Source organism: Mycobacterium sp. IS-3022 (assembly GCF_001500065.1).
GTDB lineage: Bacteria > Actinomycetota > Actinomycetes > Mycobacteriales > Mycobacteriaceae > Mycobacterium.
In genome coordinates, this window is sequence record NZ_LQIN01000001.1 from 1 (window position 1) to 25,498 (window position 25,498).

The window sequence follows — 25,498 nt, forward strand, 5'->3', positions numbered from 1 at the left end:
GGTGGGGGCGCGCTCGGCGGCGTCGGGGGAGGCGGCGGCCGGTAGGCGGGATCGCGGCGGATCACCTGTGACGGCTCCCGGCGTGCCCGCGGCGGGTGCTCGAACCCGCGGGGCGGCTGCCGGTTGTCGGTCATCTGACGAATCTACGTCGCCTTCGGCCGTGTTCACCGCAACCAGCCCAGGTGGCCGGCGGCCACGGTGTAGCCCACGAATGCCACGGCGTCGATCAGCGCGTGGGCGATGATCAGCGGCCACAGCCGACCGGTGCGCAGATAGACGTAGCCGAACACCAGGCCCATCGCCAAGTTCCCCAAGCCCGCCCCGAAGCCCTGATAGAGGTGGTACAGGCCGCGCAGCACGCTGGAGACGATGACGGCGGACGCCGGGCTCACGCGCAGTTGACGCAGCCGGGTGATCAGGAAGCCGACGACCACCACCTCCTCTGCCCAGCCGTTCGCGAGCGACGTCAACAACAGGACCGGGATCCGCCACCAGGTGTCGTAGAGTTCGGCGGGTTCGACGTCGGCGTTCATGCCGAGGATGCGGGCGATCTGATACAACGCGAGACCGGGGATCCCGATGAGCGCGGCCAAACCCAACCCGCCGAGCAGGTCCGGCCGCCACCGCGGTCGACCCAGTCCGATCGCCTCGAGAATGAATCCGCTGCGCCACAACAGGTATACGGCGAGCGCGCCCCATGCCGAAAGTTGGAAGACCCAGACGAGGTTGAGCCCGAGGTCGATCAGGTCGAATGGGGATCGGCGCGGATTGAGTGCCACGACTTGGCCGGAAAGCCCCAGCAGGACCGACTCGGTCAGGTTCAGCAGTGCGCTGTAGGCGGACAGGCCGAACGTCACCGCCAGTACGACGGCGACTTCGATGCGAAGCGCCCGGCGCTCGGGGTCGGTCAGCTCGTCGGAGGCGCCGGTCACCGCAGCTACGGTAGTGGCGTCACAGCTTGCGTGCGCGCAGCCCGTTGAGGAACGGGCAGCCCATCAGCACCCGGATCGCCTGGCTGAGCCCGGTGACGTCGTCGACCGGCTTGGTGAACGGCAGCCGCACGTCGTGATCACCGTCGTCGGTTTCCACCCGAAGCCGCACGCCGTAGCGGTCCAGTCCCAGCGGCCGAACGCGGCCGCGGCGCAACGACATCGGCAGCCGACTGGCCAGCCGCTCGACCACGTCGCGGTGTGCCGACTCCATGTGCTGCAACCAGCACGACTCCATCGCGCAGAACGGATCCGGCCGGGCGTCGAGCAGCGTGCTCACCCCGACCGATTCGGCGCCGGTGGAGTCCGCCACGACCACCGAGTCGATCTCGAGGCGTAGGAGTGCATAGCCACGATCACCGTCGGACTGCCCGGAGTTCACCTGCAGGAGGTTCGGGTTGGGGTCCTCGGAGGCGACCAGATCGAGCAGGTTGGGCACCTCGCCCGCCGGCACGTCGTGCAGGCCCCCGCGGATCCACACCAGGGACCGCACCGGCTCGCGCAGCGGCAGCGGCGCGTAGTCGGTCATCTCCAGCACCGCCTGCACCCCGGCGGTGCCGGCGGAAACGGCCTTGGCCGCCACGGGGCTGTCGAGCGGGACGGTGATCGCGAACGAGCCGTCGTCGAGCAGATGGTGGACCGGCGTCTCGGTGGGCTCGATACCTTCGACCGCGAGCATCGCGCCGCCGGCCCGGGCGCACGCGCTGCGGATCCGCTCGGCCGTCGTCGGTGCCGTGGTCGTTGTCGTCATGCCGCCTCCTCAGATAAGGTGAGCCTAACTTAACTAGGTTGCCGCGGATCCCGCAAGGCTTTCGTGCTGCGGAACGGCATTACCGCAGTGACCCGATAGTGTTGAGCCGTGCCGCGCATCGCTTATCTGGGACCTCAGGGGACCTTCACCGAGGTGGCGCTTCTCACGATGTCCGCCGAGGGCATGCTGCCGGGTGGGCCGTCCGCCGACGAGGTGACCGCAGTCCCAACCGACAGCACCACCGGCGCCTTGGCCGTGGTCCGCAGCGGAGACGCGGACTACGCCTGCGTGCCGATCGAGAACTCGATCGAGGGATCGGTGCTACCGACGCTGGACGGCCTGGCCACCGGTACGCCCCTGCAGATTTTCGCCGAACTGACGCTCGACGTGTCGTTCACGATCGTGGTGCGCGACGGTATGCGGGCCGGTGATGTCGCCACGGTCGCCGCCTATCCCGTCGCGGCCGCCCAGGTGCGCAACTGGCTGGCCGAGCAGCTGCCGTCGGCGCAGTTGGTGCCCGCCAACTCCAACGCCGCGGCCGCCAACGACGTGGCCGAGGGCCGCGCCGACGCGGGTGTGAGCACCGCGCTCGCCGCGGAGCGTTACGGCCTTACGGCATTGGCGTCCGACATCGTCGACGAACCCAACGCGCGTACCAGGTTCGTGTTGGTCGGACCGCCCGCTCCGCCGCCGGACCGCACGGGCGCCGACCGCACCTCGGTGGTACTGCGACTGGCCAACGTGCCCGGCGCGCTGGTGTCGGCGATGACCGAGCTCGCGGTCCGCGACATCGACCTGACGCGAATCGAATCACGCCCCACCCGAACGGGTTTGGGCACCTACATGTTCTTTCTCGACTGTGTCGGCCACATCGACGACGATGCGGTCGCCGAGGCACTCAAGGCGCTGCACCGTCGTTGTTCGGATGTGCGATTCCTGGGTTCCTGGCCGACCGGAGCCACCGCAGGGGCGGCGCCGCCCGCGCTGGACGAGGCCTCTCGCTGGCTGGCGAGGCTGAAGGAGGGAAAGCCGTGACCGGGCGCCTGGTGCTGGTGCGGCACGGGCAGTCACTGGCGAACGTGCAGCGTCGTCTCGACACCAGGCCGCCCGGGGCCGAGCTGACCGACCTCGGCCGCAACCAGGCGCGCTCCTACGCCACGGGCCTGCCGCTGCCACCCGCGATACTTGCGCATTCGGTGGCGCACCGGGCCCGCCAGACCGCCGAGGAGATCGCAGGCGCGCTGCGGGTGCCGCCCGTGGAACTCGAGGGCATCCACGAGGTGCAGGTGGGCGACCTGGAGGACCGCAACGACGACGAGGCGATCGCGATGTTCGAGACCGTCTACCAGCAGTGGCACGAAGGTAACCTCGACGCGTCGATGCCCAACGGCGAGACCGGTAACGACGTGTTGGACCGGTATGTGCCGGCCATCACGCAGCTGCGGATGCGGCACCTCGACGACGACGCCTGGCGCGGCGACATCGTGGTGGTCAGCCACGGCGCGGCGATCCGGCTGGTGTCGTCGGTGCTGGCGGGCGTCGAGCGCAGCTTCGTGCTCGACCATCACCTCGGCAACACCGAGGCCGTCGTGCTGGCCCCGATCACCGACGGCCGGTGGAGTTGCGTGCGGTGGGGGTCGATGACGCCGCCGTTCTACCCGGAGCCCGACGTGCACCCGGTCGAAGACGCCCTGCAGTCAGCCGACCCGATGGGCTGACAGCGAGACGGCGCACGTGCAGCCGATCGCCTCGCAGTCGATCACGAACGCGTGCACCACTTCCGGGGTCACGCAGTCCGGCTCGGTGCATTCCGCCCGATACGACGCGTGGTGGATGACGGTGCCATGGCAGTGTTCGAGGCCGCCCATGCAGTCTCGGCACTCGGTCATGGCCCCTTGATAGCACCGGCGGGGGACAAAGCGTGGTTGCCGCGCGGTGTGTTCCGGGCTTTGCGCGGTCTTCCCGCTGTTATCCCCAACCGAGTTCGTGCAGGCGTTCGTCGTCGATACCGAAATGGTGCGCAATCTCGTGGATCACGGTGATCGCCACCTCGTCGACGACCTCGTCCTCGGTGTCGCAGTGCTGCAGCAGCGCTTCGCGGTAGATCGTGATCTTGTCCGGCAGCGAGCCCGCGTACCACGAATCGCGTTCGGTCAGCGCGACGCCCTCGTAGAGGCCCAGCAGGTCGGGTTCCTCGTCGTTGCGGGCCTCGACCAGGACGACGACGTTGTCGAGCGCGTCGGCGAGCTTCGGCGGTATCAGGTCGAGCGCCTCGGAGACCAGTTCGTCGAACCGTTGCGGGCTCATCCGCACGGTCACGCGGCTACGGTCCCGGCGGCGGAGGCGGCGGCGCCGGTGGGGGAGGCGCAGGCGCCGGTGGCGGTGGCGGTGCGGGCGCAGGTGCAGGCGCCGGCGGCGGAGGAGCGGCCGCGGGCGGCGGCGGTGGCAGCGGGGCGCCCGGCGGAGGCGGCGGCGGAACCGGCGCACCCGGAGGCAGCGGCGCGCCCGGCGGTGGCGGCCCCCCGTTGAACGTGTTGCCCGGCGCGTGCCCCTGGCCGGCGTCGGGCTCGCCCGCGTCCGTCACCTGCGCGGGCCCGTGGGTCGACTGGTCGCTGCTACTGCTGTCGCTGTCACTGCTGCTGTCGTCGGAGGACTGGTCGCTGGTGACCTGCGAGGTGCTGCCCGAGTCGTCGTCGGGGATCGGGATCGGCGGGAAGTTCAGCCGCTCCTCGGGAATGTCGGGGGGCGGGACCGGCGGCTGACCGTTGATCAGAAGCGGACCCTTGGCGCTGTTGAGCAGAGTCGACCAGCCCCCGTTGCCGAGGGTCGCACCGATGCTGCACGACACCTGACGGCTGCCCGCTGACCAACTCGGCAGCGAAATGGTGCTGTAGATCAGTGTCAGCGTGGTGCTGCGCAACTCGATCGGCGCAAGATAGGCGTCCGTCATCCGGGTGCACGCGTCCTTGATGAAGGCGTCCTGCTCGGGCTCCGGCGGCAAACCGCCGGGGAACTTCTCGGCGAGGTTCACCGCGCCGGTGACCTCCATCGCATGCGGGGCCGCGCAGTCGACGGGAATGTCGGTGGGCTGGTTGGTGGTCGGGTCGATTCCCAGGCAGGTTCCGGCGGGCCACACCTTGGACTGGTCGATCTCGGCCACCTTGCCCGTGAACGGCAACTGCTGGTTGTTGGGGCCTGGCAACTGCAGGCCGCACAGCATGCGTCGTTCACCGGACTGGCGCCAGGCCTTGTCGCCCGACCAGAGCATGCTCACGGTGAAGCGGCTGTTCGGATCGAAGCGCGGACCCAGGTAACGCTTCACGGCCGTCGAGCACTGCTCCTGGCTGATCTGCTGGATACGCGCGCTCGACGGCGGCGCGGCGTCGGGCCCGTACTCGCTGCCCGGGAAGGTCCGCATGTCGACCGACTCGGCGACCTCGAACCGGTGCTCCTTGTTGCAATCGACGATCTCGGCGGCGTCGGGCGTGCGGTCGGGCCAGTTGAGGCAGTCCCCGGCCTTGGCGTGTTCGAACGTCGCATTGCCGCGCGGGCCGAGGGAGATCGTGCTGGCGGTCAGACCATTGGCACCCTCGCTCTGCGGCAGGGCGGTGATGAAGCCGGCTATGAGCAGCCCCCCGAGGGCCGTCAGCAACAGGGCGCGCCGCGTCGACGTGGCGTGGAAACTCTGCCACCACGCCACCCGCTGCGACGGTTCGGTGTCGTCTTGCTGCAGATCGGCGCGCTCTTGCGCGTCGCCCGGACGACCTGGTGCCTCCAACATCTGCTCCATTGTGACAGGCGTGTCAGGTGCTGTGACAACTGTTGCAGTTGTAAAGTTATGCGGTTGTGCTGGCTCGACCCGTCGACCAGTAGGGTTGCGGCCGTGATCGACCTCAAGTTGCTGCGCGATAACCCCGATGCGGTCCGTGCCTCGCAACGCGCCCGCGGTGAAGATCCGAACCTCGTCGACGCGCTGCTGCAGTCCGACGCCACCCGCCGGGCCGCGGTGTCGGCGGCCGACAATCTGCGCGCCGAACAGAAGGCCGCGAGCAAGAAGGTCGGCAAGGCGTCACCCGAGGAGCGGCCCGCTCTGCTCGAGCACGCCAAGCAGCTCGCCGAGAAGGTCAAGGCCGCCGAGGCCGATCAAGCCGAGGCCGAGCGGGCGTTCACCGCGGCGCACATGGCGTTGTCGAACGTGATCATCGACGGAGTGCCGGTCGGCGGCGAGGACGACGCCGTGGTGCTCGAGACCGTCGGCGAGCCACCGCGCATCGAGGACCCCAAGGATCACGTCGAGCTCGGCGAGGCGCTGGGACTGATCGACCTCGAACGCGGCGCCAAGGTGGCCGGGTCGCGGTTCTACTTCCTCACCGGCGCGGGCGCGCTGCTGCAACTGGGCTTGCTGCAGCTGGCGGTCAGGCTGGCCACCGAGAACGGCTTCACGTTGATGATCCCCCCGGTGCTGGTGCGCCCGGAGATCATGGCGGGGACCGGCTTCCTCGGCGCCCACAGCGAGGAGGTGTACCGCATCGAGGACGACGACCTGTACCTCGTCGGGACCTCGGAGGTGCCGCTGGCCGGATACCACGCCGACGAGATCCTCGACCTGTCCGACGGACCGTTGCGGTACGCGGGCTGGTCGTCGTGCTTCCGCCGGGAAGCCGGCAGTCACGGCAAGGACACCCGCGGCATCATCCGGGTGCACCAGTTCGACAAGGTCGAGGGGTTCGTCTACTGCAAGCCCGAGGACGCCGAGGCCGAACACGACCGGCTGCTGGGCTGGCAGCGCGAGATGCTGGCCAAGATCGAGGTGCCCTACCGCATCGTCGACATCGCGGCGGGTGATCTCGGGTCGTCGGCGGCACGCAAATTCGATTGCGAGGCTTGGTTTCCCACTCAGCGCACCTACCGCGAGCTGACCTCGACGTCGAATTGCACGACGTTCCAGGCGCGTCGGCTGGCGGTGCGGTACCGCGACGAGAACGGACGGCCGCAGACCGCGGCCACGCTCAACGGCACGTTCGCGACGACGCGGTGGCTGGTGGCGATCCTGGAGAACCACCAGCAGCCCGACGGCAGTGTCCGCGTCCCGGAAGCGTTGGTGCCCTTCGTCGGAACCGAACTTCTGACGCCGGCCAAGTGAGCGCCGGCGCTTGTGCCGTCGTTCGCTAGTCGTTCAGCAGTTCGTCGAGGCTCGCGAGGAACTCGGTGGGCCGCTGCGGCGTGAACGCGGGTTTGGGTCGGGCGCCCGGAACGTCGAGCGTCACCAAAGTCGACTTGATCGGTCGCCACACGTCGAGTGGCAGCCAGCGCCGCAGGTCCGAGCTGCCCCAGATGCGGAACCGGTGGGTGAACATGCCCAGCGGCTCGGCCTTGTATCCGCGGATCGACCGCAGCGGGATGATCTTCGAGGTGCCCGACGGGAAGTGGTAGCGGCGCAGTGTGATCGCCTCACGGTCGAGCTGGATCATCCCGTCGTCGTAAAACTGCTGCGGGGCCATCATTTCGGGGCGCACCTCAACTCGTGACCCTTGGAGGTCAGGCAGCGGCCGTTCTGCAGGTTCCACTGCCACCCGTGAAGATTGCAAGTCAGTGTCGACCCTTCGACCACACCGAATTTCGACAGGTCGGCCTTCAAGTGCGGGCACCGGCGCTGGATCTCCCAGCCGTCCAACGTGATCGTGGAGGAGTCGTCATGGGCCTCGGCGAACCACCCGTCGGCATAAGCGATCCGCTCGTCGGTCAGGCACTTGAAGAATGTGTAGAGGTACTCGTTGTAGCCGCCGACCCGCCACGCCCGGAACCGGGTCGACAGGAAGATGGTGTTGACCCAGTCGGGTTCGTTGTCCCGCAGCACGGTGCGCACCAGTTCCGGCGCAATCGCGAAGCCGTAGCGGAATTTCTCGTCGGGAATAGGTTCACGCACAACCCGTTTCGGGAAATCGAGGACCACCGTCTCGGGGCCCAACCGCAACTCCACCGGGTAGCCGATACCGTCGCAGATCTGATCTGTCTGGATCATGATCGGCTCGAAGACCGTGCGCAGCGGTTCCAGCAGCGGCTCGCCCGCCGCGGGCGCCCAATTCGCCTTCTCCGCGGCCAGCACCGGCGCCATCCGCTCGGCGTAGTCGGCGATGTAGTCGGCCTTGCCGGTCGTGAAGATCGCCTGCACCTGGTCGTCGGGCAGCGGATGGGTCAGCGAATCCAGTTGCGAGCCGGTGAAAGCCGCCGTCGACCCCGGGATCATCAGCAGGCCACCCTGGTGGCCGTGCGCGCGCAGCTGATCCAGGAACACCGCCTGGTCGGGAAAGATGTTGGCCGGATCGCCATGGTCGTCGTTCAGCTGGCGCAGGTCCGGATCGAGGAAGCACGGCGGGCCCGCCGACGGGACGACCCAGGTGGCGCCGACCTGCGCGATGTACTGGCGGCAGCGGTCCATCTGGCGCTGCCGCTTCTGGATGCCGAACGCCTCCTTGGCGCGGGCGGGCATGTCGTAGACCATCGGGTACCAGATGGCGCCGGAGTACTGCAGCATGTGCACGTCGACGTGGCCGAAGTCGGCGTGCACCACGTCGAGGTCGACGGGCCGCGCGTCGTTCATGTTGAAAGCCACGGTTTCCCCGTCGTCGACCACGAGTCCGGAGTCACCGATGGGACCGTCGGCCGGGGCACGCAACGCGATGATCATCACCTTGAGATCGCCGCGCGGGCCGCTGACGGTGTGGGTGACCGAATCCGTCGTCTCGAAGAACCGGTGGAAGCCGAGCTTCTCGAGTTCGCGTCGCAGATCGGGCACCGGATAGTCCGGCAGCAGCACGACCGCGTCCTTGTTGACGTGTCTGCGCAGTAGCCGCGGATCGAAGTGGTCGCGGTGCAGATGCGAGACGTACAGGTAGTCGCAGTCGCCGAGCGCGTCCCAGTCCAACCCGCTGTTGTCGGGGAACGGGAACCACGACGCGAAGTAGGCGGGGTTGACCCAGGGGTCGCACAAGATGCTCCCGGCCTGGGTATCGATGCGAAAACCCGCGTGCCCGACGCTCGTGACCTGCACAAATACCCTTTCTCTGGGATGCGGCGCTCGCGAAGAGTCTAGCCCGCCGGCAGGTCCTGACCGTCGTCGTAGGCGTCCCACGCGCGCCGGTAGTAGCCGATGCGCTCGCCATCGGCTGCGACGCCGTACGCCTCGAGCAGTAGTTCCTGGAAACCGCCGGGGCCCTCGGTGGGGAAGTTCCAGTCCAGCGACATCGTCGCGACGGCCAGGTCGGCCCAGCGGTCGGCGACCCCGAGGTCGCCGAGGTCGACGTGCCCGCTGAACGCGCCGTCGTCGGCCATCAGAGTGTTCGGGGCGCAGGCGTCGCCGTGGCACACCACGAGCCGGTCGGCCGGTGGCGCGTCGATCGGCACCCAGGGCGGCCTGCCGAACGGACAGTCCTCGACCGGCAGCGCGGCGTGCAAGCGCCGCAGCCCCTGCCCGATTGCGCGGGCGGCGGTTGCAGGTTCGTCGGCCCAGCGGGCATCGATTGCGGAGCGACCCGTCAGGCGCGCGGTGTGCAGCCAGCCCGAACCGGACGCCAGCACTTCCGGTACCGGCGTGTAGCGCCCCGCCCAGCGCAACCGGGGCACCTCTGCGGCCAGTAGGTGCGCGTAGACGTCGGGATACACCTTGACGAACTCCGCGCCCCCGTCGATCTCGAAAGTGATGCCACCGAGCTCGTTGACCCAGACGGCACGCACCGGGCGGCCCGCCGCTATCGAGGCGACGAGGGCGGGAACTGGCACGGGTTCGCCGGGTCGGGTCACGCGACTAGGCTGCCTGATGTGGAACCGGTATACGGCACCGTCATCCAGCTGGCGCGGCTGCTGTGGCGTGTGCAGGGGCTGAAGTTCACGGTCACGGGCGTGGAGAACCTGCCGGCCACCGGCGGCGCGGTGATCGCGATCAACCACACCAGCTATTTCGACTTCACGTTCGCGGGCTTGCCCGCCTACCGGCAGGGGCAGGGCCGCAAGGTCCGCTTCATGGCCAAGAAAGAGGTCTTCGACCACAAGATCACCGGACCGCTCATGCGCAGCCTGCGCCACATCGAGGTGGACCGCGACAGCGGCGCAGGATCCTTCGACGAGGCCTGCCGCAAGCTCAAGGAGGGTGAGTGGGTCGGCGTCTATCCGGAGGCCACGATCAGCCGCAGCTTCGAGATCAAGGCGTTCAAGTCCGGCGCCGCGCGCATGGCGATCGCCGCCGATGTGCCGATCGTTCCGCACGTCGTATGGGGTGCCCAGCGGATCTGGACAAAGGGCCACCCGAAGAAGATGTGGCGGCCCAAGGTGCCGATCTCGGTTGCGGTCGGTGAACCGATCGAGCCGACGCTGCCCGCAGCCGAGCTCACCGCGCTGCTGCACTCGCGTATGCAGCACTTGTTGGAGCGGGTGCAGGACGCTTACGGTCCACACCCGCCCGGCGAGTTCTGGGTGCCGCACCGGCTGGGCGGGGGAGCACCGACTCTGGCGGAGGCCAACCGGATGGACGCCGAGGAGGCTGCCGAGAAGGCCGCCAGGCGCGCACAGCGTCCCGACCCCAGCGGAGCACCGGGGTAACCGACATGGAGCCCGTCTTCTACACGCTCGAGGTACTGGTCAAGGCGGCGGTCAGGGTCAACGGGATCCAAATCACCTACCACGGTCTGGAGAACATCCCCGCCACTGGCGGTGCGGTGATCGCGATCAACCACACCAGCTATGTCGACTGGTTGCCGGCCGCGCTGGCAGCGCATTACCGCAAGCGGCGGCTGCGTTTCATGATCAAAGAAGAGATGCAGCAGGTGAAGGTCGTCAACTACCTCATCAGCCGCACGGGCACGATCCCGGTGGATCGCACTGCCGGGGCCGGCTCCTACGCCGTCGCCGTGGAGCGGCTGCGGGCGGGCGAACTCGTCGGCGTCTATCCGGAGGCCACGATCAGTCGCAGCTTCGAGCTCAAGGACTTCAAGACCGGTGCGGCCCGCATGGCGCGGGAGGCCGACGTGCCGATCGTTCCGCTCATCGTGTGGGGCGCCCAGCGGCTCTGGACCAAAGACCATCCGCGGCGTCTTTGGGGTCGACGGGGCCGCAGCAAGCTTCCGATCACCGTCGAAGTGGGTAAACCCCTGCGGGCCGACGACACGATGGAGCGGACGTTGCAGAACCTGCGCACGGCGATGACCGAGCTGTTGCACGAGGCGCAACGCGACTACCCACGCCCGGAGGGCGCGTTCTGGGTGCCGCGCCGGCTCGGCGGCGGCGCACCGACACCCGTCGAGGCCAAAGCGCTCGACGAGGCGGAACTGGCCGAGCGGGCCCGCAAGCGCGCTGAGCGGGAAGCCAAGAGTCGCCGGTGACCCTCCCATTGCTGATCGCCTCCGACGTCGACGGCACGCTGCTTGACGACGACGAGAAGGTCTCCCAGCGCACCCGAGCGGCGGTCACCGCCGCGGTCGCGGCGGGCACGAAATTCGTGCTGGCCACCGGGCGCCCGCCGCGGTGGGTGCAGCCCGTCGTCGATGAGCTGGGCTTCGCGCCGATGGCGGTGTGCGCCAACGGTGCGGTGATCTACGACCCGGCCACCGATCGGATCGTGTCCGCCCGCACATTGACCACCGACGTGCTCGGCGAGCTCGCCGACATCGCGACGCGGGCGATCCCGGGCGCCGGCCTGGCCGTCGAGCGGGTGGGCCGCAGCGCCCATGACGCCGCGACCCCGCAGTTCGTCAGCTCACCGGGCTATGAACACGCGTGGCTCAACCCGGACAACACCGAGGTGTCCCTCGAGGACCTGCTCAGCGCGCCCGCCGTCAAGCTACTCATCCGCAAGGCCGGCGCACGCAGCGCCGACATGGCCGCCGAGCTCGCCAAACACGTTGGCCCGCAGGGCGATATCACGTATTCCACGAACAACGGCTTGGTGGAGATCATGCCGGTCGGCATCAGCAAGGCCACCGGCGTGGAGGAATTGGCCCGCCCGCTCGGCATCACCGCCGGGGAGATCGTGACGTTCGGTGACATGCCCAACGACGTGCCGATGCTGCAATGGGCCGGGTTGGGTGTCGCCATGGGGCATGCTCATCCGGACGCGTTGGCCGCGGCCGACGAGGTCACCTCCACCAACAACGACGACGGCGTCGCACGGGTGCTCGAGCGGTGGTGGATGTAACGCCGAATCAACTGCTGATCGGCGGGGTGAACCGCTCGAGCTGCACGGGCGCCGCATCGGCCGTCGGCTTCGGTAGCTCGACCGGGATGCCGTCGAACACCCGTGTGACGGTGCCGTTCTCGCGATCGAGGTTCAGCGTGCCGTGTTGGAAATTCTGCACAATCCAAAGCGGTGCTTGGATTTCCGCGCTCGTCGGCAATCCGAGCGCGCCACGCTCGAAACCCAGTGCGCCCCAGGCCTTGTAGATTTCGCCGGTGACCGGTTGAGCGCCGCTCTGCGGCGACCAGTACACCGCGCCGCGTTCGAATGTGACGTAGCGGGCGCCGCCCTCGCCGGCAGCCTCCAATGACGTCGGCCTGCCCAGCGGGCTCTTCATTCCGCCCATCGCCTCCCAGCGCGCGAAAATGGCGCCCCCGCGCAGTGATTCGGACAGATCGTCGGGGCCCGGCGGGTGATTGAACCGGGCGGCGATGTCACGGATGTGGTCCATCAGGGCATACGCCGCATTGCCGGGGCACTCCGTGGCACCGACGTCGCGGTGGGTGAAGATCGCGGGCAGCTTGGGTGTCGCGCCCGTCGGGAAGGCCGAGAACGACCCACCCGAGGAGGCCAGCACCACGGTGCCGCGCGGATCCACGTGGTCCAATCCGAGCCGCCACCCGAGCAATCGGGCCGTGGTGCGCAACTGGATCGGTGTCGGCGGGACCACCTCGAAGTTGCCCATCATCGCCACACCCCAGGTGTCGCGGTTGAAGCCGCCGGTGTGCGCGCCCTCGACCGGTTTGGTCATGCCGCCCGCGCGCCCCTCGAAGACCTGTCCGTACTTGTCGACCAGTGCGTTGTACGCGATGTCGCACCAGCCCAGAGTGCGGGTGTGGTACTCGTAGACCGATCGGACGATGCCCGCGGAGTCCTGGGGTGCGTATTCGTTGCTGCCGGCCGTGTGGTGCACGATTCCGGCTCGAATTCCCAAGTCGTAGCGCGGTTCACCGCACCGCATCGATTCGTCGGCGCCCCACTGCGACCGGTTGATGATGTTCGGCGGCACGCCCGGCGCGTTGACTGCCGACGGCGGCGGCAGCGTGTCGACCGGCGGCGCCTGCGGCGGGCTGATCAGCACGGCGTTCAGGTTTTGCCCGATGGACTGCTCCACGCTGGCCGGCAGGTAACCGAGGCCGGGCCCCTGCGCGGGCGCCGGCTCCGGGGTCGTGGCCGCATCGGGTGGACGAGTCACGGCAATCTGCACGGTGGTGGTGCGCCCGACGAACACCGGCTCGGTGCCGATCGGGCCGGCAGCGGGAGTGTCCGGGCCGACGCCCTCGAGAGGCTCGGCCTCGTACCACGGCCCCCATGTGCCGTCGGCCTTCTTGGCCCGCACGCGGGCGGTGGTGCCGGCGAAGTCGTCTGCGGTCAGCGCGACCAACGAGAACGGTGCGTCCTGATGGATCTCGCGGACCGTCTCTCCGCCCGTGAGGCCGGTCAGCGGTTGTTGCGCGAGCCGGGGCGCCTCCGGGGCCGTCGCCCGGTCCGGCCCGTCATCCGGTGGGCCGTAGAGCGCCATCGGCAGCATAACGACCGTCGCCGCCAGGGCGGTGAAGATCAGCGACGGCGTGGGACGGCGAGTCGGCACGGACCGATGTTACGTATGTGTCAGTTGTTGCTTGTGGTACGACACGGCCCGGAGCCGCACCAAAATCGACGGCGACCTGCACCGGCACCGCAGAGCCGCCGGCTTCTGCGGTGCCGTCTGGTGGCAGGTCTCAGGCGCCGGGTGCGGGCGGCGCGGGCACCGGCGGTGCGGGCACGGCGGCCGGGGCACCCGGCGGCTTCACCGCCGACATGATGGCCGGCATCACCATGCCTTTGAGCAGGTCGATCGCCTGTCCCGCGCCGAGTTGTTCGGCCATGCTGGACAGCTCGCCGACGATCCCACCACTGCCTCCGCTGGTCGCGGCGGGCATCGTCGCCAGAGAGGGGTCGCCGAGAATCGGGTACGTGCCGGCGGCCGGGTCCAGCCCGATCGGCGCCGCAATGGGCACCTCACCAGGAGCCGGCAGGCCCGTGGTCGCCGAGATCGGCGTGGTGCCCAGCGCCGGGTCCGTCAGCGCCGGCGGCGTGGACAGGCCCGGAGTCGTCAGGCTGCCGGCATCTCCGGTGGGACTGGTCAGCCCTGGGCTGGTCAGGTCCGGGCTGGTCAGCGCGGGATTGGTCAACGCCGGGTCGGTGAGAGAGGGGCCGGTGGCGGTGACCGGCGGAACCGTGGCGCTCGGGGCGGTCAGTCCCGGAGTCGTCAGGCCGGGCGTGGTCAGGCCGGGAGTGGTGAGCCCGGGCGCCGTTAGGCTCGGAGACGTCAGCTCCGGCGTGGTGAGACCCGGCGTGGTGAGACCCGGCGTCGTCAGCCCCGGGGAGGTGAGCGTGGTCGGCGCGCTCGCCCCCGTGCCCGTCAGCATCCCGGTCGGCATCGGAGGAAGATTGATGCCGAACTGCGAGAGGCCCTGAGACAGGGCGGACATCAACTCGTTCGGCAGATCGGTGATCATCGCTGCCTGGACGAACTCGCGGTGCTGGGACGCCGGCTCGGTGCTCTCCGACAACTCGGTCACGGCGACTACTGCGGCGGGACTCGCGACTGCCAAGGCCAGCACTGCGCTCGTGGCTGTCGACAGCCTGCGTCGACGTCGGTTCGGCACGGAAGTCTCCTCAATACATGGGCTACATCTGTTAGGCGGTCTGCTAGGTCGCGCTAGGCGATTCAGGTGAACCGCCCAGGTCGTGCGCTGTCGGCACGGGTTGCCGACGTGAACGACGGTACTGGTGTGACTAGTGGGACGAAAGTGACGATATGGAATCGTGAGCCGATCGCAATCTTCGGCTCCTGTCGAATTCGGGTCGGGCGGTCGCGGTCGGATACCCTTGCTGCCGATGACAGCTCGTTTCGACCTCCTTGTCGTCGGCTCCGGATTCTTCGGCCTGACGATTGCCGAGCGCGCGGCAACCCAGCTGGACAAACGTGTCCTCGTCGTCGAGCGACGCCCGCACATCGGTGGCAACGCGTACTCCGAACCCGAGCCGCAGACCGGCATCGAGGTGCACAAGTATGGCGCCCACCTGTTCCACACCTCCAACAAGCGGGTGTGGGACTACGTACGGCAGTTCACCGAGTTCACCGGCTACCAGCATCGCGTCTACGCCATGCACAACGGGCAGGCCTACCAGTTCCCGATGGGGCTGGGCCTGGTCTCGCAGTTCTTCGGCAAGTACTTCACGCCCGACGAGGCCCGCCAACTGATCAAGGAGCAGGCCGCCGAGATCAAGACCGAAGACGCCCAGAACTTCGAGGAGAAGGCGATCAGCCTGGTCGGGCGCCCCCTGTACGAGGCATTCCTGAAGAACTACACCGCCAAGCAGTGGCAGACCGACCCGAAGGAATTGCCGGCCAGCAACATCACCCGGCTACCCGTGCGATACACCTTCGACAACCGCTACTTCAACGACACCTATGAAGGGCTGCCGGCCGAGGGCTACACCGCGTGGCTGCAGAACATGGCCGCCGACGACCGCATCGAGGTGCGGCTGGACACCGACTGGTTCGACGTGGGTGACCAGCTGCGTGCCGAGAACCCCGACGCCCCATTGGTCTACACCGGGCCGCTGGACCGCTATTTCGACTACGCCGAGGGGCGGCTGGGTTGGCGCACCCTCGATTTCGAGGTCGAGGTGTTGAGCGACTGCGGTGATTTTCAAGGCACACCCGTCATGAACTACAACGACGCCGACGTGCCCTTCACCCGCATCCACGAGTTCCGGCACTTCCATCCCGAACGCGCGTACCCGACCGACAAGACGGTCATCATGCGCGAGTTCTCCAGGTTCGCCGATGACGACGACGAGCCCTACTATCCGATCAACACCGAAGCCGACCGCGCGTTGTTGGCCGCGTACCGCGCCCGGGCGAAGGCCGAAACCGCTTCTGCGAAGGTGTTGTTCGGTGGCCGACTGGGCACCTACCAGTACCTGGACATGCACATGGCGATCGCCAGCGCGCTGAGCATGTACGACAACACGCTGGCCCCGCACCTGCGCGACGGTGCTCCACTGACCGAACCGGACCCAGAAAGCAGTAGCGCATGAGCGAGATCCCGTCCGGCGCCCTCGACGCCGACGAATCGAAGGCGGTCAGCCTGCTGGCCCGCGTCATCCTGCCGCGTCCCGGCGAACCGCATGACGTCCGCAAGCTCTATATCGAGGAAGCAGACACCAACGCCAAACGCGCGCACGCGCCGACCCGCACGGCACTCGAGATCGGCACCGAATCGCAGGTGTCGTTCGCGACCTACTTCAACGCCTTCCCCGCCAGCTACTGGCGGCGTTGGTCGACACTGCAATCGGTGGTGCTGCGGGTCGAGCTGACCGGCAGCGCGCGCGTCGACGTCTACCGATCCAAGGCCACCGGGGCCCGCATCACCGTCGGCGGCGCTCCGGTCGCCAGCGAGCGCGACGGCGCCCGCGCCGCGGTCGAGTTCGAGATCGACCTCGGCCCGTTCGAGGACGGCGGCTGGATCTGGTTCGACATCGCCACCGACGCCGCGTCGACGTTGCATCACGCCGGTTGGTACGCGCCGGTGCCCGCACCGGGCCGGGCCAACATCGCGGTCGGCATCCCGACCTTCAACCGCCCGGCGGACTGTGTCAACGCGCTGGCCGCGCTGACTTCGGATCCGTTGGTGGACGAGGTGATCGGCGCCGTGATCGTGACCGATCAGGGCGCGAACAAGGCCAAGGATCATCCCGGTTTCGACGAGGCCGCGGCCGCACTGGGCAACCGGCTGTCGGTGCACAACCAGCCCAACCTCGGTGGTTCCGGCGGCTACAGCCGGGTGATGTACGAGGCGCTGAAAAACACCGACTGCGAACAGATCCTGTTCATGGATGACGACATCCGCATCGAGCCGGACTCGATTCTGCGCGCGTTGGCGATGAACCGGTTCGCGAAGTCGCCGACCCTGGTCGGCGGCCAGATGCTCAACCTGCAGGAACCCTCGCACCTGCACGTGATGGGTGAGATGGTCGACTCCGAGAACTTCATGTGGACCAACGCGGTCAACACCGAGTACGACCACAACTTCGCCAAATTCCGGCTCAGCGACGAGGATTCGCCACGCAGCAAGCTGCTGCACCGCCGCATCGACGTGGATTACAACGGCTGGTGGATGTGCATGATCCCGCGCCAGGTCGCAGAGGAACTCGGTCAGCCGCTGCCGCTGTTCATCAAGTGGGATGACGCCGACTACGGCCTGCGTGCCGGCGAGCACGGCTATCCGACCGTCACGCTGCCCGGGGCCGCCATCTGGCACATGGCTTGGAGCGACAAGGACGACGCGATCGACTGGCAGGCGTACTTTCATCTGCGCAACCGGCTGGTGGTGGCGGCGCTGCACTGGGACGGCAACATCAGCGGGCTGATCGCAAGCCATCTGAAGGCGACCCTGAAACACCTTCTCTGCCTTGAGTATTCGACGGTCGCCATTCAGAACAGGGCGATGGACGACTTCCTGGCCGGACCCGAGCACATCTTCTCGATCCTGGAGTCCGCGCTGCCTGAGGTGCGCAAGATGCGCCAGGAGTACCCCGACGCGGTGGTGCTGTCCAGCGCGGCCGAGCTACCGACACCGTCGGACAAGCGGTGGCGCAAGAAGGTGAACATCCCCACGAACGCGCTGGCGATCTCGTGGCGGCTGTCCCGCGGCGTCATCCACCAACTGAAGGCACCCGACCCCGAGCACCATCGCCGTCCGCAGATCAACGTCGCCACCCAGGACGCCCGCTGGTTCTCGCTGTGCAGGGTCGACGGCGTCACGGTGACGACCGCCGACGGTCGCGGTGTGGTGTATCGCCAACGCGACCGCGAGAAGATGTTCGAGCTGCTGCGGGAGTCGCTGAAGCGCCAGGCCCGCCTCGCGCGCAAGTTCAACCGGATGCGCAAGGTCTACCGCGAGGCGCTGCCGACGTTGTCGAGCAAGCAGAAGTGGGAGACGGTCCTACTGGAGTCGTCTGCACATGGCTGAGACTCCGCGCGGCGAAGAGGCCGCGCTGGTCGCCGTGCAGTCCGCGCTCGCCGGCCGGCCGGGGATCCTCTCGGGTGCACGCGCGTTGTCGCATTTCGGCGAGCACAGCCTCGGCTGGTTGGGAATCGCCTTGCTAGGAGCGGTCTTTCAGGCCGACCGCCGACGCGCCTGGCTGGCCGCGGGGGTGGGCGCATTCGTCGCGCACGCCACGGCCGTCGTGATCAAGCGGGTGGTGCGCCGCGAGCGCCCGCACCACCCGGCGGTCACGGTCAACGTCGGAACCCCGAGTCGGCTGAGCTTCCCGTCGGCCCACGCCACGTCCACCACCGCCGCGTCGCTGCTGATGGCCAGGACCACCGGGTTGCCGCTGCCGGCGCTGCTGGTGCCGCCGATGGCGTTGTCGCGGTTGGTGCTCGGCGTGCACTACCCGAGCGACGTGCTGACCGGTGTCGCGGTCGGGGCGGCCGTCGCCAAGGTGGTCGGCACGGTCGCCGACCGCGCCCAGGGGAGCCCATGAGCATCTCGAGTGACAGCAGCGCAGAGAGCGTACGGCCAATGAGTCAACAATCGGCACCGGTCAAGGGACCACCGCGAAACGCCGCGACGGGTCTGATCAAGGCGATCCGGCCGCGGCAGTGGGTGAAGAACCTGCTCGTCCTCGCCGCGCCCATCGCCGCGCTCGGCGGGGACGTGGATTATGACTACCGCGAGGTCGCGGTCAAGATCCTGATCGCCTTCGTGGCGTTCTCACTGGCCGCCTCGTCGATCTATCTGGTCAACGACGCGCGCGACGTCGAGGCCGACCGTCAGCATCCCACGAAGCGGTTCCGGCCGATCGCGGCCGGCGTCGTCCCGGAATGGCTGGCCTACTGCGCCGCCGTCGTGCTGGCCGCTGCGGCCCTGGGTATTTCGGTGCTCGCATCGACGAATCTGGCAGTGGTGATCGCGGTCTACATCGCGATGCAGCTGGCCTACTGCTTCGGGCTCAAACACCAGGCCGTCCTCGACATCTGCATCGTCTCCTCGGCGTACCTGATCCGCGCCATCGCGGGCGGCGCGGCGGCGAGCATCCCGCTGTCGCAATGGTTCCTGTTGGTGATGACCTTCGGCTCGCTGTTCATGGTGGCCGGAAAGCGTTACGCCGAACTGCAACTCGCCGAACGCACCGGCGCCAAGATCCGCAAGTCCCTGGAAAGTTACACCGCGTCCTACCTGCGCTTCGTGTGGACGTTGTCGGCCACCGCGATGGTTCTCTGCTACGGACTGTGGGCCTTCGAACGCGACGGCGCGACCGCCTCCTGGTACGCAATCACGATCATCCCGATCACCATCGCGATCCTGCGGTACGCGGTCGACGTCGACGGCGGGTTGGCCGGGGAGCCCGAGGAGATCGCGTTGAAGGACCGGGTACTGCAGCTGTTGCTGCTGGCGTGGATCGGGACCATCGGTGCCGCCGTCTTCCTCAGCTGAGAAGGTGGCCCCGCCCGTCGCGGGGCGATGGGCCGACGAACTCACCCGCAACCTGGCCCGCTGGCCCGCCTTCCGGTACGACACCACGGTACGGGTGAGCCTGTGGCTCAGCGTGCTGGTGGTCGCGGTGCTGTTCGGCTGGGGCGCCTGGCAGCGGCGCTGGATCGCCGATGACGGCCTGATCGTGCTGCGGACAGTCCGAAACCTGTTGGCGGGCAACGGACCGGTGTTCAACGCGGGTGAGCGGGTGGAGGCCAACACCTCCACGGTGTGGACCTATCTGGTCTACCTCGGCGCACTGGTGGGTGGCTCGGTACGGCTGGAGTACGTGGTGCTCGTGCTGGCGTTGGTGCTCAGCCTGCTGGGGGTGGCTTTCGCGATGCTGGGCACCGGCCGGCTGTATGCGCCGAGCCTGCAGGGCCGGCGCGCGCTGATGCTGCCCGCGGGCGCACTGGTGTACATCGCCGTACCGCCCGCCCGCGACTTCGCCACTTCCGGACTCGAAAACGGTTTGGTGCTGGCCTATCTCGGCTTGCTGTGGTGGATGATGGTGTGCTGGTCACAAATACCGCGCGCCCGCCGTGCCGCCCCGGCGCCGATCACCCGCGGCGGCGCACCGGTGATCCGCCGGCATCCCGCCGGTTCGCAGGCGCCGTCGTCACCGCCCCGACCGGCGAGCGGAACATTCGACGGCGCACTGGCTTTCGTCGCGGGCCTGAGCGTGCTCGTGCGCCCCGAGTTGGCGTTGATCGGAGGGCTCGCCCTGGTGATGATGCTGATCGCGGCACGCGATTGGCGGCGCCGCACCATCATCCTCGTCGCGGGCGGGCTGCTTCCGGTGGCTTATGAGATCTTCCGAATGGGCTACTACGGGTTGCTGTTTCCCGGCACCGCGCTGGCCAAGGACGCCACCGGATCGAAGTGGTCGCAGGGATTCGTGTACCTCGCCAACTTCAACCAGCCGTACCTGCTGTGGGCGCCGGCGATCCTGCTGGCCGGGCTGGCCGGGGTGGTGTGGGTGACCCGCGGGCGCCCCCGGCCGGGCCGCGGCACCGCGGCGCCCGGCTACGGATGGTTGGCGCGGATGGTGCAGAGTCCCGCTGCGGTGGTGATCTTCTTCCTCGTCAGCGGCCTGCTGCAGGCGCTGTACTGGATCCGCCAGGGTGGGGACTTCATGCACGGCAGGGTGCTGCTGACCCCGCTGTTCTGCCTGTTGATGCCGATCGCCGTGATTCCCGTCGTACTGCCCGACGAAACCCGAATGGCCCGTGGCGCAGGCTATTTGTTCGTCGGCGCCACCAGTGTGCTGTGGTTGGCCGTCGCGGGATGGTCGCTGTGGGCGGCCAATTCGGGCGGGATGGGCAGTGACGCCACCCGCGTCACCTACTCCGGCATCGTCGACGAGCGGCGGTTCTACGCTCAGGCCACCGGCCATGCGCACCCGCTGACCGCCGCGGACTACCTGGACTATCCACGCATGCGGGCGGTACTCGAGGCGTTGGACAACACGCCCGACGGTGCGCTGCTGCTGCCGTCGGGCAATTACGACCAATGGGATGTGGTGCCCGCGCTCCCGCCGCCGCCCGACGCACCGAAGGACTACCGAGGGCCGCACACAGTCTTTTTCACCAACCTCGGCATGCTGGGCATGAACGTCGGATTGGACGTGCGGGTCATCGACCAGATCGGCCTCGCCAACCCGCTGGCGGCGCACACCGCGCGCCTCGAGGACGGCCGAATCGGCCACGACAAGAACCTGTTTCCCGACTGGGCGATCGCCGAGGGGCCGTTCCTCAAAGAGCCACCGTTCATTCCGGGCTACATCGACGAGGACTGGGTCAAGCAGGCCGAGGCGGCGCTGGAATGTCCGGCGACCGATGCGATGTTGACGTCGGTGCGCGGCCCGATGGGCCCGCGGCGGTTCCTGTCGAACCTCGTGCACGCATACCAGTTCACGCAGTACCGGATCAACCGCGTGCCACTATATGAACTCATCCGCTGTGGGTTGCCGGTGCCGGAGTCCACGGTCGACCCGTATCAAGGCATGCCGGCGACGGGTCCGTAACGCGGAAGCCCCATGCGACCGATAGATCAGTGGCTCAACGGCTTAGCGTCGTGACCAGGAACGACACGCTCTGAATGGGAAGATCGCGACGAGGTGTGGTTGACTGCACGGGTTACGCGGCATGCCCGAGGGGCTTTTCCGCGAGCGGCATACGACAGATGGGATAGATGAAGCATGAAGTTCGTTGGCAAGATCCGGGGTGCCTGGGTCCGCCGGCTGGCAACAGCGGCGATGGTCGCCGCGGTGCTGCCCGGTTTGATCAGCGCCATCGGAGGCTCGGCGACTGCGGGGGCTTTCTCTCGTCCGGGTCTGCCGGTCGAGTACCTCATGGTTCCGTCCGCCGGGATGGGCCGTGACATCAAAGTTCAGTTCCAGAACGGCGGTCCGAACGCACCGGGCGTGTATCTGCTCGACGGTCTTCGTGCGCGCGACGACTTCAACGGCTGGGACATCGAGACCGCGGCATTCGAGTGGTACCTGGATTCCGGGCTCGCGGTGATCATGCCGGTCGGTGGCCAGTCCAGCTTCTACAGCGACTGGTACAAGCCGGCCTGCGGCAAGGCCGGTTGCCAGACGTACAAGTGGGAGACGTTCCTGACCCAGGAACTGCCCGCGTACCTGGCGGCCAACAAGGGTGTGAACCCGAACCGCAACGCGGCCGTCGGGCTGTCGATGGCCGGATCCGCCGCGCTCACGCTGGCGATCTACTACCCGCAGCAGTTCCAGTACGCTGCTTCGCTTTCGGGCTTCCTGAACCTCTCCGAGGGTTGGTGGCCGATGCTGGTGGGTCTGTCGATGGGCGACGCGGGCGGCTACGAGTCCGAGGACATGTGGGGCCCGTCGAGTGATCCGGCGTGGAAGCGCAACGACCCGATGGTGAACATCGACAAGCTGGTCGCCAACGGCACCCGGATCTGGGTGTTCTGCGGTAACGGCAAGCCGGCCGACATCAACGGAACCGGCGTTGCTGCGGGCGACAACTTCAACGCGAAGTTCCTGGAGAGCTTCACGCTGCGGACGAACGAGACGTTCCAGGAGCAGTACCTCGCGGCGGGCGGCAAGAACGGTGTGTTCAACTTCCCGCAGGCCGGCACTCACAGCTGGGAGTACTGGGGTCAGCAGCTGCAGCAGATGAAGCCGGACATCCAGCGAGTGCTGGGTGCCACGCCTCAGCCGACGACTCCGATCGCGACCGAGGCCTCGGCGCAGACGCCGAACGCCGGGAACTGACCGGTACGGCAATAACTACACAGTTGGCGGCGGCGATCCCCAGGGGTCGCCGCCGTCAGCCGTTTCCAGCCCGATCCGGAGGGCGGGTGTGATTGACTACCTCGCGCGGGGACAGCAGGCGAACACGAGGTGGGTCAAGTGATGCGTGGGATCTTCCGGACGATCATGACCGTGGCGCTGGCCGCCGGTCTGTGGACCGCTGGCACGTCCATGGCGCCGTCGGCGAACGCACAAGTCGAGATGCTCATGGTGCCGTCGGCCGCGATGGGACGCGACATCCCCGTCGCCTTCCAGGGTGGTGGCCCGCACGCGGTCGTGCTGCTCGACGCGTTCAACGCTGCCCCCGACGTGAGCAACTGGGTGACCGCGGGCAACGCGATGAACACCCTCGCCGGGAAGGGCATCTCGGTGGCCGCACCCGCGGGTGGCGCGTGGAGCATGTACACCAACTGGGAGTTGGACGGCAGCCGGCAGTGGGAGACGTTCCTCGCCGACGAACTGCCGAACTGGCTGGCCGCCAACAAGGGGCTGGCCCCGTCGGGCCACGGCATCGTCGGTGCGGCGCAGGGCGGGTACGGCGCGATGGCGATGGCCACCTTCCACCCCGACCGCTACCGCTACGCGGGCTCGCTGTCCGGCTTCCTGACCCCCGAGCGCACCGGTGTCGACGGCGCCATCACCGCCGGGCTCGCCCAGTACGGCGGCGTCGAGACCCGCAACATGTGGGGCCTGCCACAGCTGGGCCGGTGGAAGTGGCATTCGCCCAACGTCCATGTGCAGTTGCTGGCCGACAACAACACCCGGTTGTGGGTGTGGAGCGCGCCGGTCGGCGGCTGCACCGATCCGCCCGCGATGATCGGCTACTGCGACATCGCCCAGGGCACCAATCGCGAGTTCTACCAGCACTACCGCTCTGTCGGCGGCCACAACGGGCATTTCGACTTCCCGACCAGCGGCACCCACGACTGGGGTTCCTGGAGCGCACAGCTGGCCGCCATGAGCGGGGAACTGGCCGCGACGATCAAGTAGCCGGCGAGCCGTCCTCGACGACCGGTCCGCTCGCGGGCTGCCGGTACCTTGGAGGAGTGCAACGCTCGGTACGGACATCGGCGGCAGGGTCGCTGTTGATCGCTTCGGCGACCGCGATGCTGACCGGATGCTCGGGTGATGCGGTCATGGCGACCATGGGCATGCCGACGACCGAGTCGGCGCCGGCCCACGGCACAGCCCATGCGCAGCCGGGGCCGCCGCCCGCAGGCGGTCAGTCCAACGCGCTGGTCGTCACCGACCGGCAGCGCGCCTACCTCGACGGGTTGGCCGCCGAGCGCGTCGAACCGTCCAGTGACCTGCTGGCGTTGAGCATCGGCTCGTACGTGTGTCAGGCCCGCGCCGCCAAGCACACCGACCAGGAAGTGTGGGACGCCGTGTTGCCGATGGTGCGCAGCGATATGGATGAACGGGTGGAACGGACGGCGGGGATGGCGTCCTCGTCCGTCGACGTCCACGCCGCCACTTCCGACTACATTCGCATCGCAACCGACCGACTCTGCTAGCAGGAGCCCAACCGACACATGGCCAAGACCAATCGGCGGAAACGCCATCGCATCCTCGCGCTCGTCGCAGCCGGCGCGATGGCGCTTGTGGTGGTGCTGCTCGTCGTCATCGTCGTGGTGATCCTGCGCAAACCCGAGGGCCCGCCGACCGCGGGGCCGCCGTCGGCGGTGCCCCCGACCGGCGCCAGCCCGACCAAGAAGCCGCGGCCGGAGTTTCAGGACGCCAGCTGCCCGGATGTGCAGATGATCTCGGTCCCGGGCACGTGGGAGTCCTCGCCGCACCTCGATCCGTTCAACCCGACACAGTTCCCGATCGCCCTGTTGCTCGGCGTCTCGAACCCGATCCGCGAGCAGTTTGACGACAATCGGCTCGAGGTGTTCACCGTCCCCTACACGGCGCAGTTCCACAATCCGTTCTCCCAGGACGGCCAGATGTCCTACAACGACAGCCGCGCCGAGGGCTTCAACGCGACGGTCAAGGCGATGACGGAGATGAACGAGCGGTGCCCGTTGACGAGTTACGTCATCGTCGGCTTCTCCCAGGGCGCGGTGATCGCGGGTGATATCGCCAGCGACATCGGTAACGGGCGCGGGCCGGTCGACGAGGACCTGGTGCTCGGTGTGACGTTGATCGCCGACGGCCGTCGACAGGTCGGCGTCGGCCGCGACGTCGGGCCGAATCCGCCCGGGCAGGGCGCCGAGATCACGCTTCGTGATGTGCCGTTGCTCGAGGGGATGGGGCTGGCGATGACGGGTCCCCGGCCCGGCGGGTTCGGCGCGTTGAACGATCGCGTCAACGAGATCTGCGCTCCTGGCGACCTGATCTGCTCGGCGCCGCCGGAGGCGTTCAACATCATGAACCTGCCCAAGACCATCGACATCTTGCTCGGCGGTGCGGGACAACCGATCCACGCGATGTACGCGACGACGCAGTTCTGGAATCTCGACGGCGCTTCGGCCACACAGTGGACACTGAATTGGGCGAAGGGGTTGATCGATAACGCCCCGCGCCCGAAACATGGCTGACCTGTGATCAGACGGATTTGGACTGCGCCAACCGGTCACCTAACATTAAGAAAAAACTAAGAGCAGTAAGCGGATAGCCGACCGGTACGATCTTCCGGGGCTTGGCGGGGCGGCTCCGAGATCATGTGCGAATCGGCATCGAGAAGCGTGTGCCGTTGACAGG

25 protein-coding genes are annotated in these 25,498 nt (G+C 68.0%); 15 read left to right on the plus strand and 10 right to left on the minus strand.

The features are described 5' to 3' along the window. Positions 1-164: 164 nt before the first annotated feature. A complete protein-coding gene (locus AU188_RS00005; protein ID WP_059161699.1) occupies positions 165-932 on the minus strand; it encodes a CPBP family intramembrane glutamic endopeptidase in 768 nt (255 codons plus the stop codon). A gap of 19 nt (positions 933-951) precedes the next feature. Next, positions 952-1,740: a DUF2470 domain-containing protein gene (locus tag AU188_RS00010; RefSeq protein ID WP_059161700.1), complete on the minus strand. Its 789-nt coding sequence runs from the start codon at positions 1,738-1,740 to the stop codon at positions 952-954. Positions 1,741-1,848: 108 nt separating this feature from the next. Here AU188_RS00010 and pheA point away from each other — a divergent pair, with 108 nt between their 5' ends. Then, entirely contained in the window at positions 1,849-2,775 is a 927-nt protein-coding gene (gene pheA, locus AU188_RS00015) for a prephenate dehydratase (protein WP_059161701.1), read from the plus strand. Then, entirely contained in the window at positions 2,772-3,458 is a 687-nt protein-coding gene (locus AU188_RS00020) for a histidine phosphatase family protein (RefSeq protein ID WP_059161702.1), read from the plus strand. Before pheA ends, AU188_RS00020 begins: the two co-directional genes overlap by 4 nt. On the opposite strand, the gene AU188_RS00025 is transcribed toward AU188_RS00020, so the two are convergent. The 3 genes from AU188_RS00025 to AU188_RS00035 form a co-directional block, all read right to left on the minus strand. After that, positions 3,438-3,629, minus strand: coding sequence for a hypothetical protein (locus tag AU188_RS00025; protein WP_059161703.1), 192 nt, complete (start codon positions 3,627-3,629; stop codon positions 3,438-3,440). The genes AU188_RS00020 and AU188_RS00025 overlap by 21 nt on opposite strands. A gap of 79 nt (positions 3,630-3,708) precedes the next feature. Continuing rightward, entirely contained in the window at positions 3,709-4,059 is a 351-nt protein-coding gene (locus AU188_RS00030; protein WP_059161704.1) for a metallopeptidase family protein, read from the minus strand. 4 nt (positions 4,060-4,063) lie between these two features. Beyond that, on the minus strand, positions 4,064-5,530 hold the full coding sequence (locus tag AU188_RS00035) for a septum formation family protein (RefSeq protein ID WP_059161705.1): 1,467 nt from the start codon (positions 5,528-5,530) through the stop codon (positions 4,064-4,066). 93 nt (positions 5,531-5,623) lie between these two features. Between AU188_RS00035 and serS the strand changes: the two genes are divergently transcribed. Further along, entirely contained in the window at positions 5,624-6,883 is a 1,260-nt protein-coding gene (gene serS, locus AU188_RS00040) for a serine--tRNA ligase (protein WP_059161706.1), read from the plus strand. Positions 6,884-6,908: 25 nt separating this feature from the next. Here serS and AU188_RS00045 read toward each other — a convergent pair whose 3' ends face one another. Genes AU188_RS00045 through AU188_RS00055 form a run of 3 tightly spaced genes read right to left on the minus strand, consistent with a single transcriptional unit; the run spans position 6,909 to position 9,540 of the window. Next, complete coding sequence (locus tag AU188_RS00045; RefSeq protein WP_059161707.1) at positions 6,909-7,244, minus strand: hypothetical protein; 336 nt, start codon at positions 7,242-7,244, stop codon at positions 6,909-6,911. Next, positions 7,241-8,791: an MBL fold metallo-hydrolase gene (locus tag AU188_RS00050; RefSeq protein ID WP_059161708.1), complete on the minus strand. Its 1,551-nt coding sequence runs from the start codon at positions 8,789-8,791 to the stop codon at positions 7,241-7,243. The genes AU188_RS00045 and AU188_RS00050 overlap by 4 nt, the downstream gene beginning before the upstream one ends. Positions 8,792-8,829: 38 nt before the next feature. Continuing rightward, positions 8,830-9,540 (minus strand): phosphotransferase, encoded by a 711-nt coding sequence (locus AU188_RS00055; RefSeq protein WP_059161709.1) that lies wholly within the window; start codon positions 9,538-9,540, stop codon positions 8,830-8,832. A gap of 18 nt (positions 9,541-9,558) precedes the next feature. Here AU188_RS00055 and AU188_RS00060 point away from each other — a divergent pair, with 18 nt between their 5' ends. Genes AU188_RS00060 through AU188_RS00070 form a run of 3 tightly spaced genes read left to right on the plus strand, consistent with a single transcriptional unit; the run spans position 9,559 to position 11,926 of the window. Then, entirely contained in the window at positions 9,559-10,335 is a 777-nt protein-coding gene (locus AU188_RS00060; RefSeq protein WP_059161710.1) for a lysophospholipid acyltransferase family protein, read from the plus strand. Positions 10,336-10,340: 5 nt separating this feature from the next. Next, positions 10,341-11,114 (plus strand): lysophospholipid acyltransferase family protein, encoded by a 774-nt coding sequence (locus AU188_RS00065; RefSeq protein WP_059161711.1) that lies wholly within the window; start codon positions 10,341-10,343, stop codon positions 11,112-11,114. After that, positions 11,111-11,926 carry a Cof-type HAD-IIB family hydrolase gene (locus AU188_RS00070; protein WP_059161712.1) on the plus strand — a complete coding sequence of 272 codons (816 nt, stop codon included), beginning with the start codon at positions 11,111-11,113 and terminating at the stop codon, positions 11,924-11,926. The genes AU188_RS00065 and AU188_RS00070 overlap by 4 nt, the downstream gene beginning before the upstream one ends. Before the next feature lie 7 nt (positions 11,927-11,933). Here AU188_RS00070 and AU188_RS00075 read toward each other — a convergent pair whose 3' ends face one another. Then, positions 11,934-13,556 (minus strand): N-acetylmuramoyl-L-alanine amidase, encoded by a 1,623-nt coding sequence (locus AU188_RS00075; RefSeq protein WP_059161713.1) that lies wholly within the window; start codon positions 13,554-13,556, stop codon positions 11,934-11,936. A 130-nt stretch (positions 13,557-13,686) separates the two neighbouring features. Beyond that, the gene (locus AU188_RS00080) at positions 13,687-14,616 is read right to left on the minus strand and encodes a hypothetical protein (protein ID WP_059161714.1); all 930 of its coding nucleotides are present in this window, start codon (positions 14,614-14,616) and stop codon (positions 13,687-13,689) included. Positions 14,617-14,848: 232 nt separating this feature from the next. Here AU188_RS00080 and glf point away from each other — a divergent pair, with 232 nt between their 5' ends. From glf to culp6, 9 genes are all read left to right on the plus strand, one after another. Further along, the gene (gene glf, locus AU188_RS00085) at positions 14,849-16,057 is read left to right on the plus strand and encodes a UDP-galactopyranose mutase (RefSeq protein WP_059162214.1); all 1,209 of its coding nucleotides are present in this window, start codon (positions 14,849-14,851) and stop codon (positions 16,055-16,057) included. Continuing rightward, positions 16,054-17,991, plus strand: a complete 1,938-nt coding sequence (locus AU188_RS00090) for a glycosyltransferase (protein ID WP_059161715.1) — start codon at positions 16,054-16,056, stop codon at positions 17,989-17,991. The genes glf and AU188_RS00090 overlap by 4 nt, the downstream gene beginning before the upstream one ends. Further along, on the plus strand, positions 17,984-18,508 hold the full coding sequence (locus AU188_RS00095; protein ID WP_059161716.1) for a phosphatase PAP2 family protein: 525 nt from the start codon (positions 17,984-17,986) through the stop codon (positions 18,506-18,508). Before AU188_RS00090 ends, AU188_RS00095 begins: the two co-directional genes overlap by 8 nt. A 38-nt stretch (positions 18,509-18,546) precedes the next feature. After that, a complete protein-coding gene (locus AU188_RS00100) occupies positions 18,547-19,461 on the plus strand; it encodes a decaprenyl-phosphate phosphoribosyltransferase (protein ID WP_059161717.1) in 915 nt (304 codons plus the stop codon). Continuing rightward, the gene (aftB, locus tag AU188_RS00105; RefSeq protein ID WP_156426518.1) at positions 19,439-21,526 is read left to right on the plus strand and encodes a terminal beta-(1->2)-arabinofuranosyltransferase; all 2,088 of its coding nucleotides are present in this window, start codon (positions 19,439-19,441) and stop codon (positions 21,524-21,526) included. Before AU188_RS00100 ends, aftB begins: the two co-directional genes overlap by 23 nt. Positions 21,527-21,700: 174 nt before the next feature. Further along, the gene (locus tag AU188_RS00110) at positions 21,701-22,756 is read left to right on the plus strand and encodes an esterase family protein (protein ID WP_059161719.1); all 1,056 of its coding nucleotides are present in this window, start codon (positions 21,701-21,703) and stop codon (positions 22,754-22,756) included. Positions 22,757-22,897: 141 nt separating this feature from the next. Beyond that, positions 22,898-23,785: an alpha/beta hydrolase-fold protein gene (locus AU188_RS00115; protein ID WP_059162215.1), complete on the plus strand. Its 888-nt coding sequence runs from the start codon at positions 22,898-22,900 to the stop codon at positions 23,783-23,785. Between the two features lie 56 nt (positions 23,786-23,841). Then, positions 23,842-24,309, plus strand: coding sequence for a hypothetical protein (locus AU188_RS00120; RefSeq protein WP_059161720.1), 468 nt, complete (start codon positions 23,842-23,844; stop codon positions 24,307-24,309). 18 nt (positions 24,310-24,327) lie between these two features. Further along, positions 24,328-25,335, plus strand: coding sequence for a carboxylesterase Culp6 (gene culp6 / locus AU188_RS00125; RefSeq protein ID WP_059161721.1), 1,008 nt, complete (start codon positions 24,328-24,330; stop codon positions 25,333-25,335). The last annotated feature ends 163 nt before the right edge of the window (positions 25,336-25,498 follow it).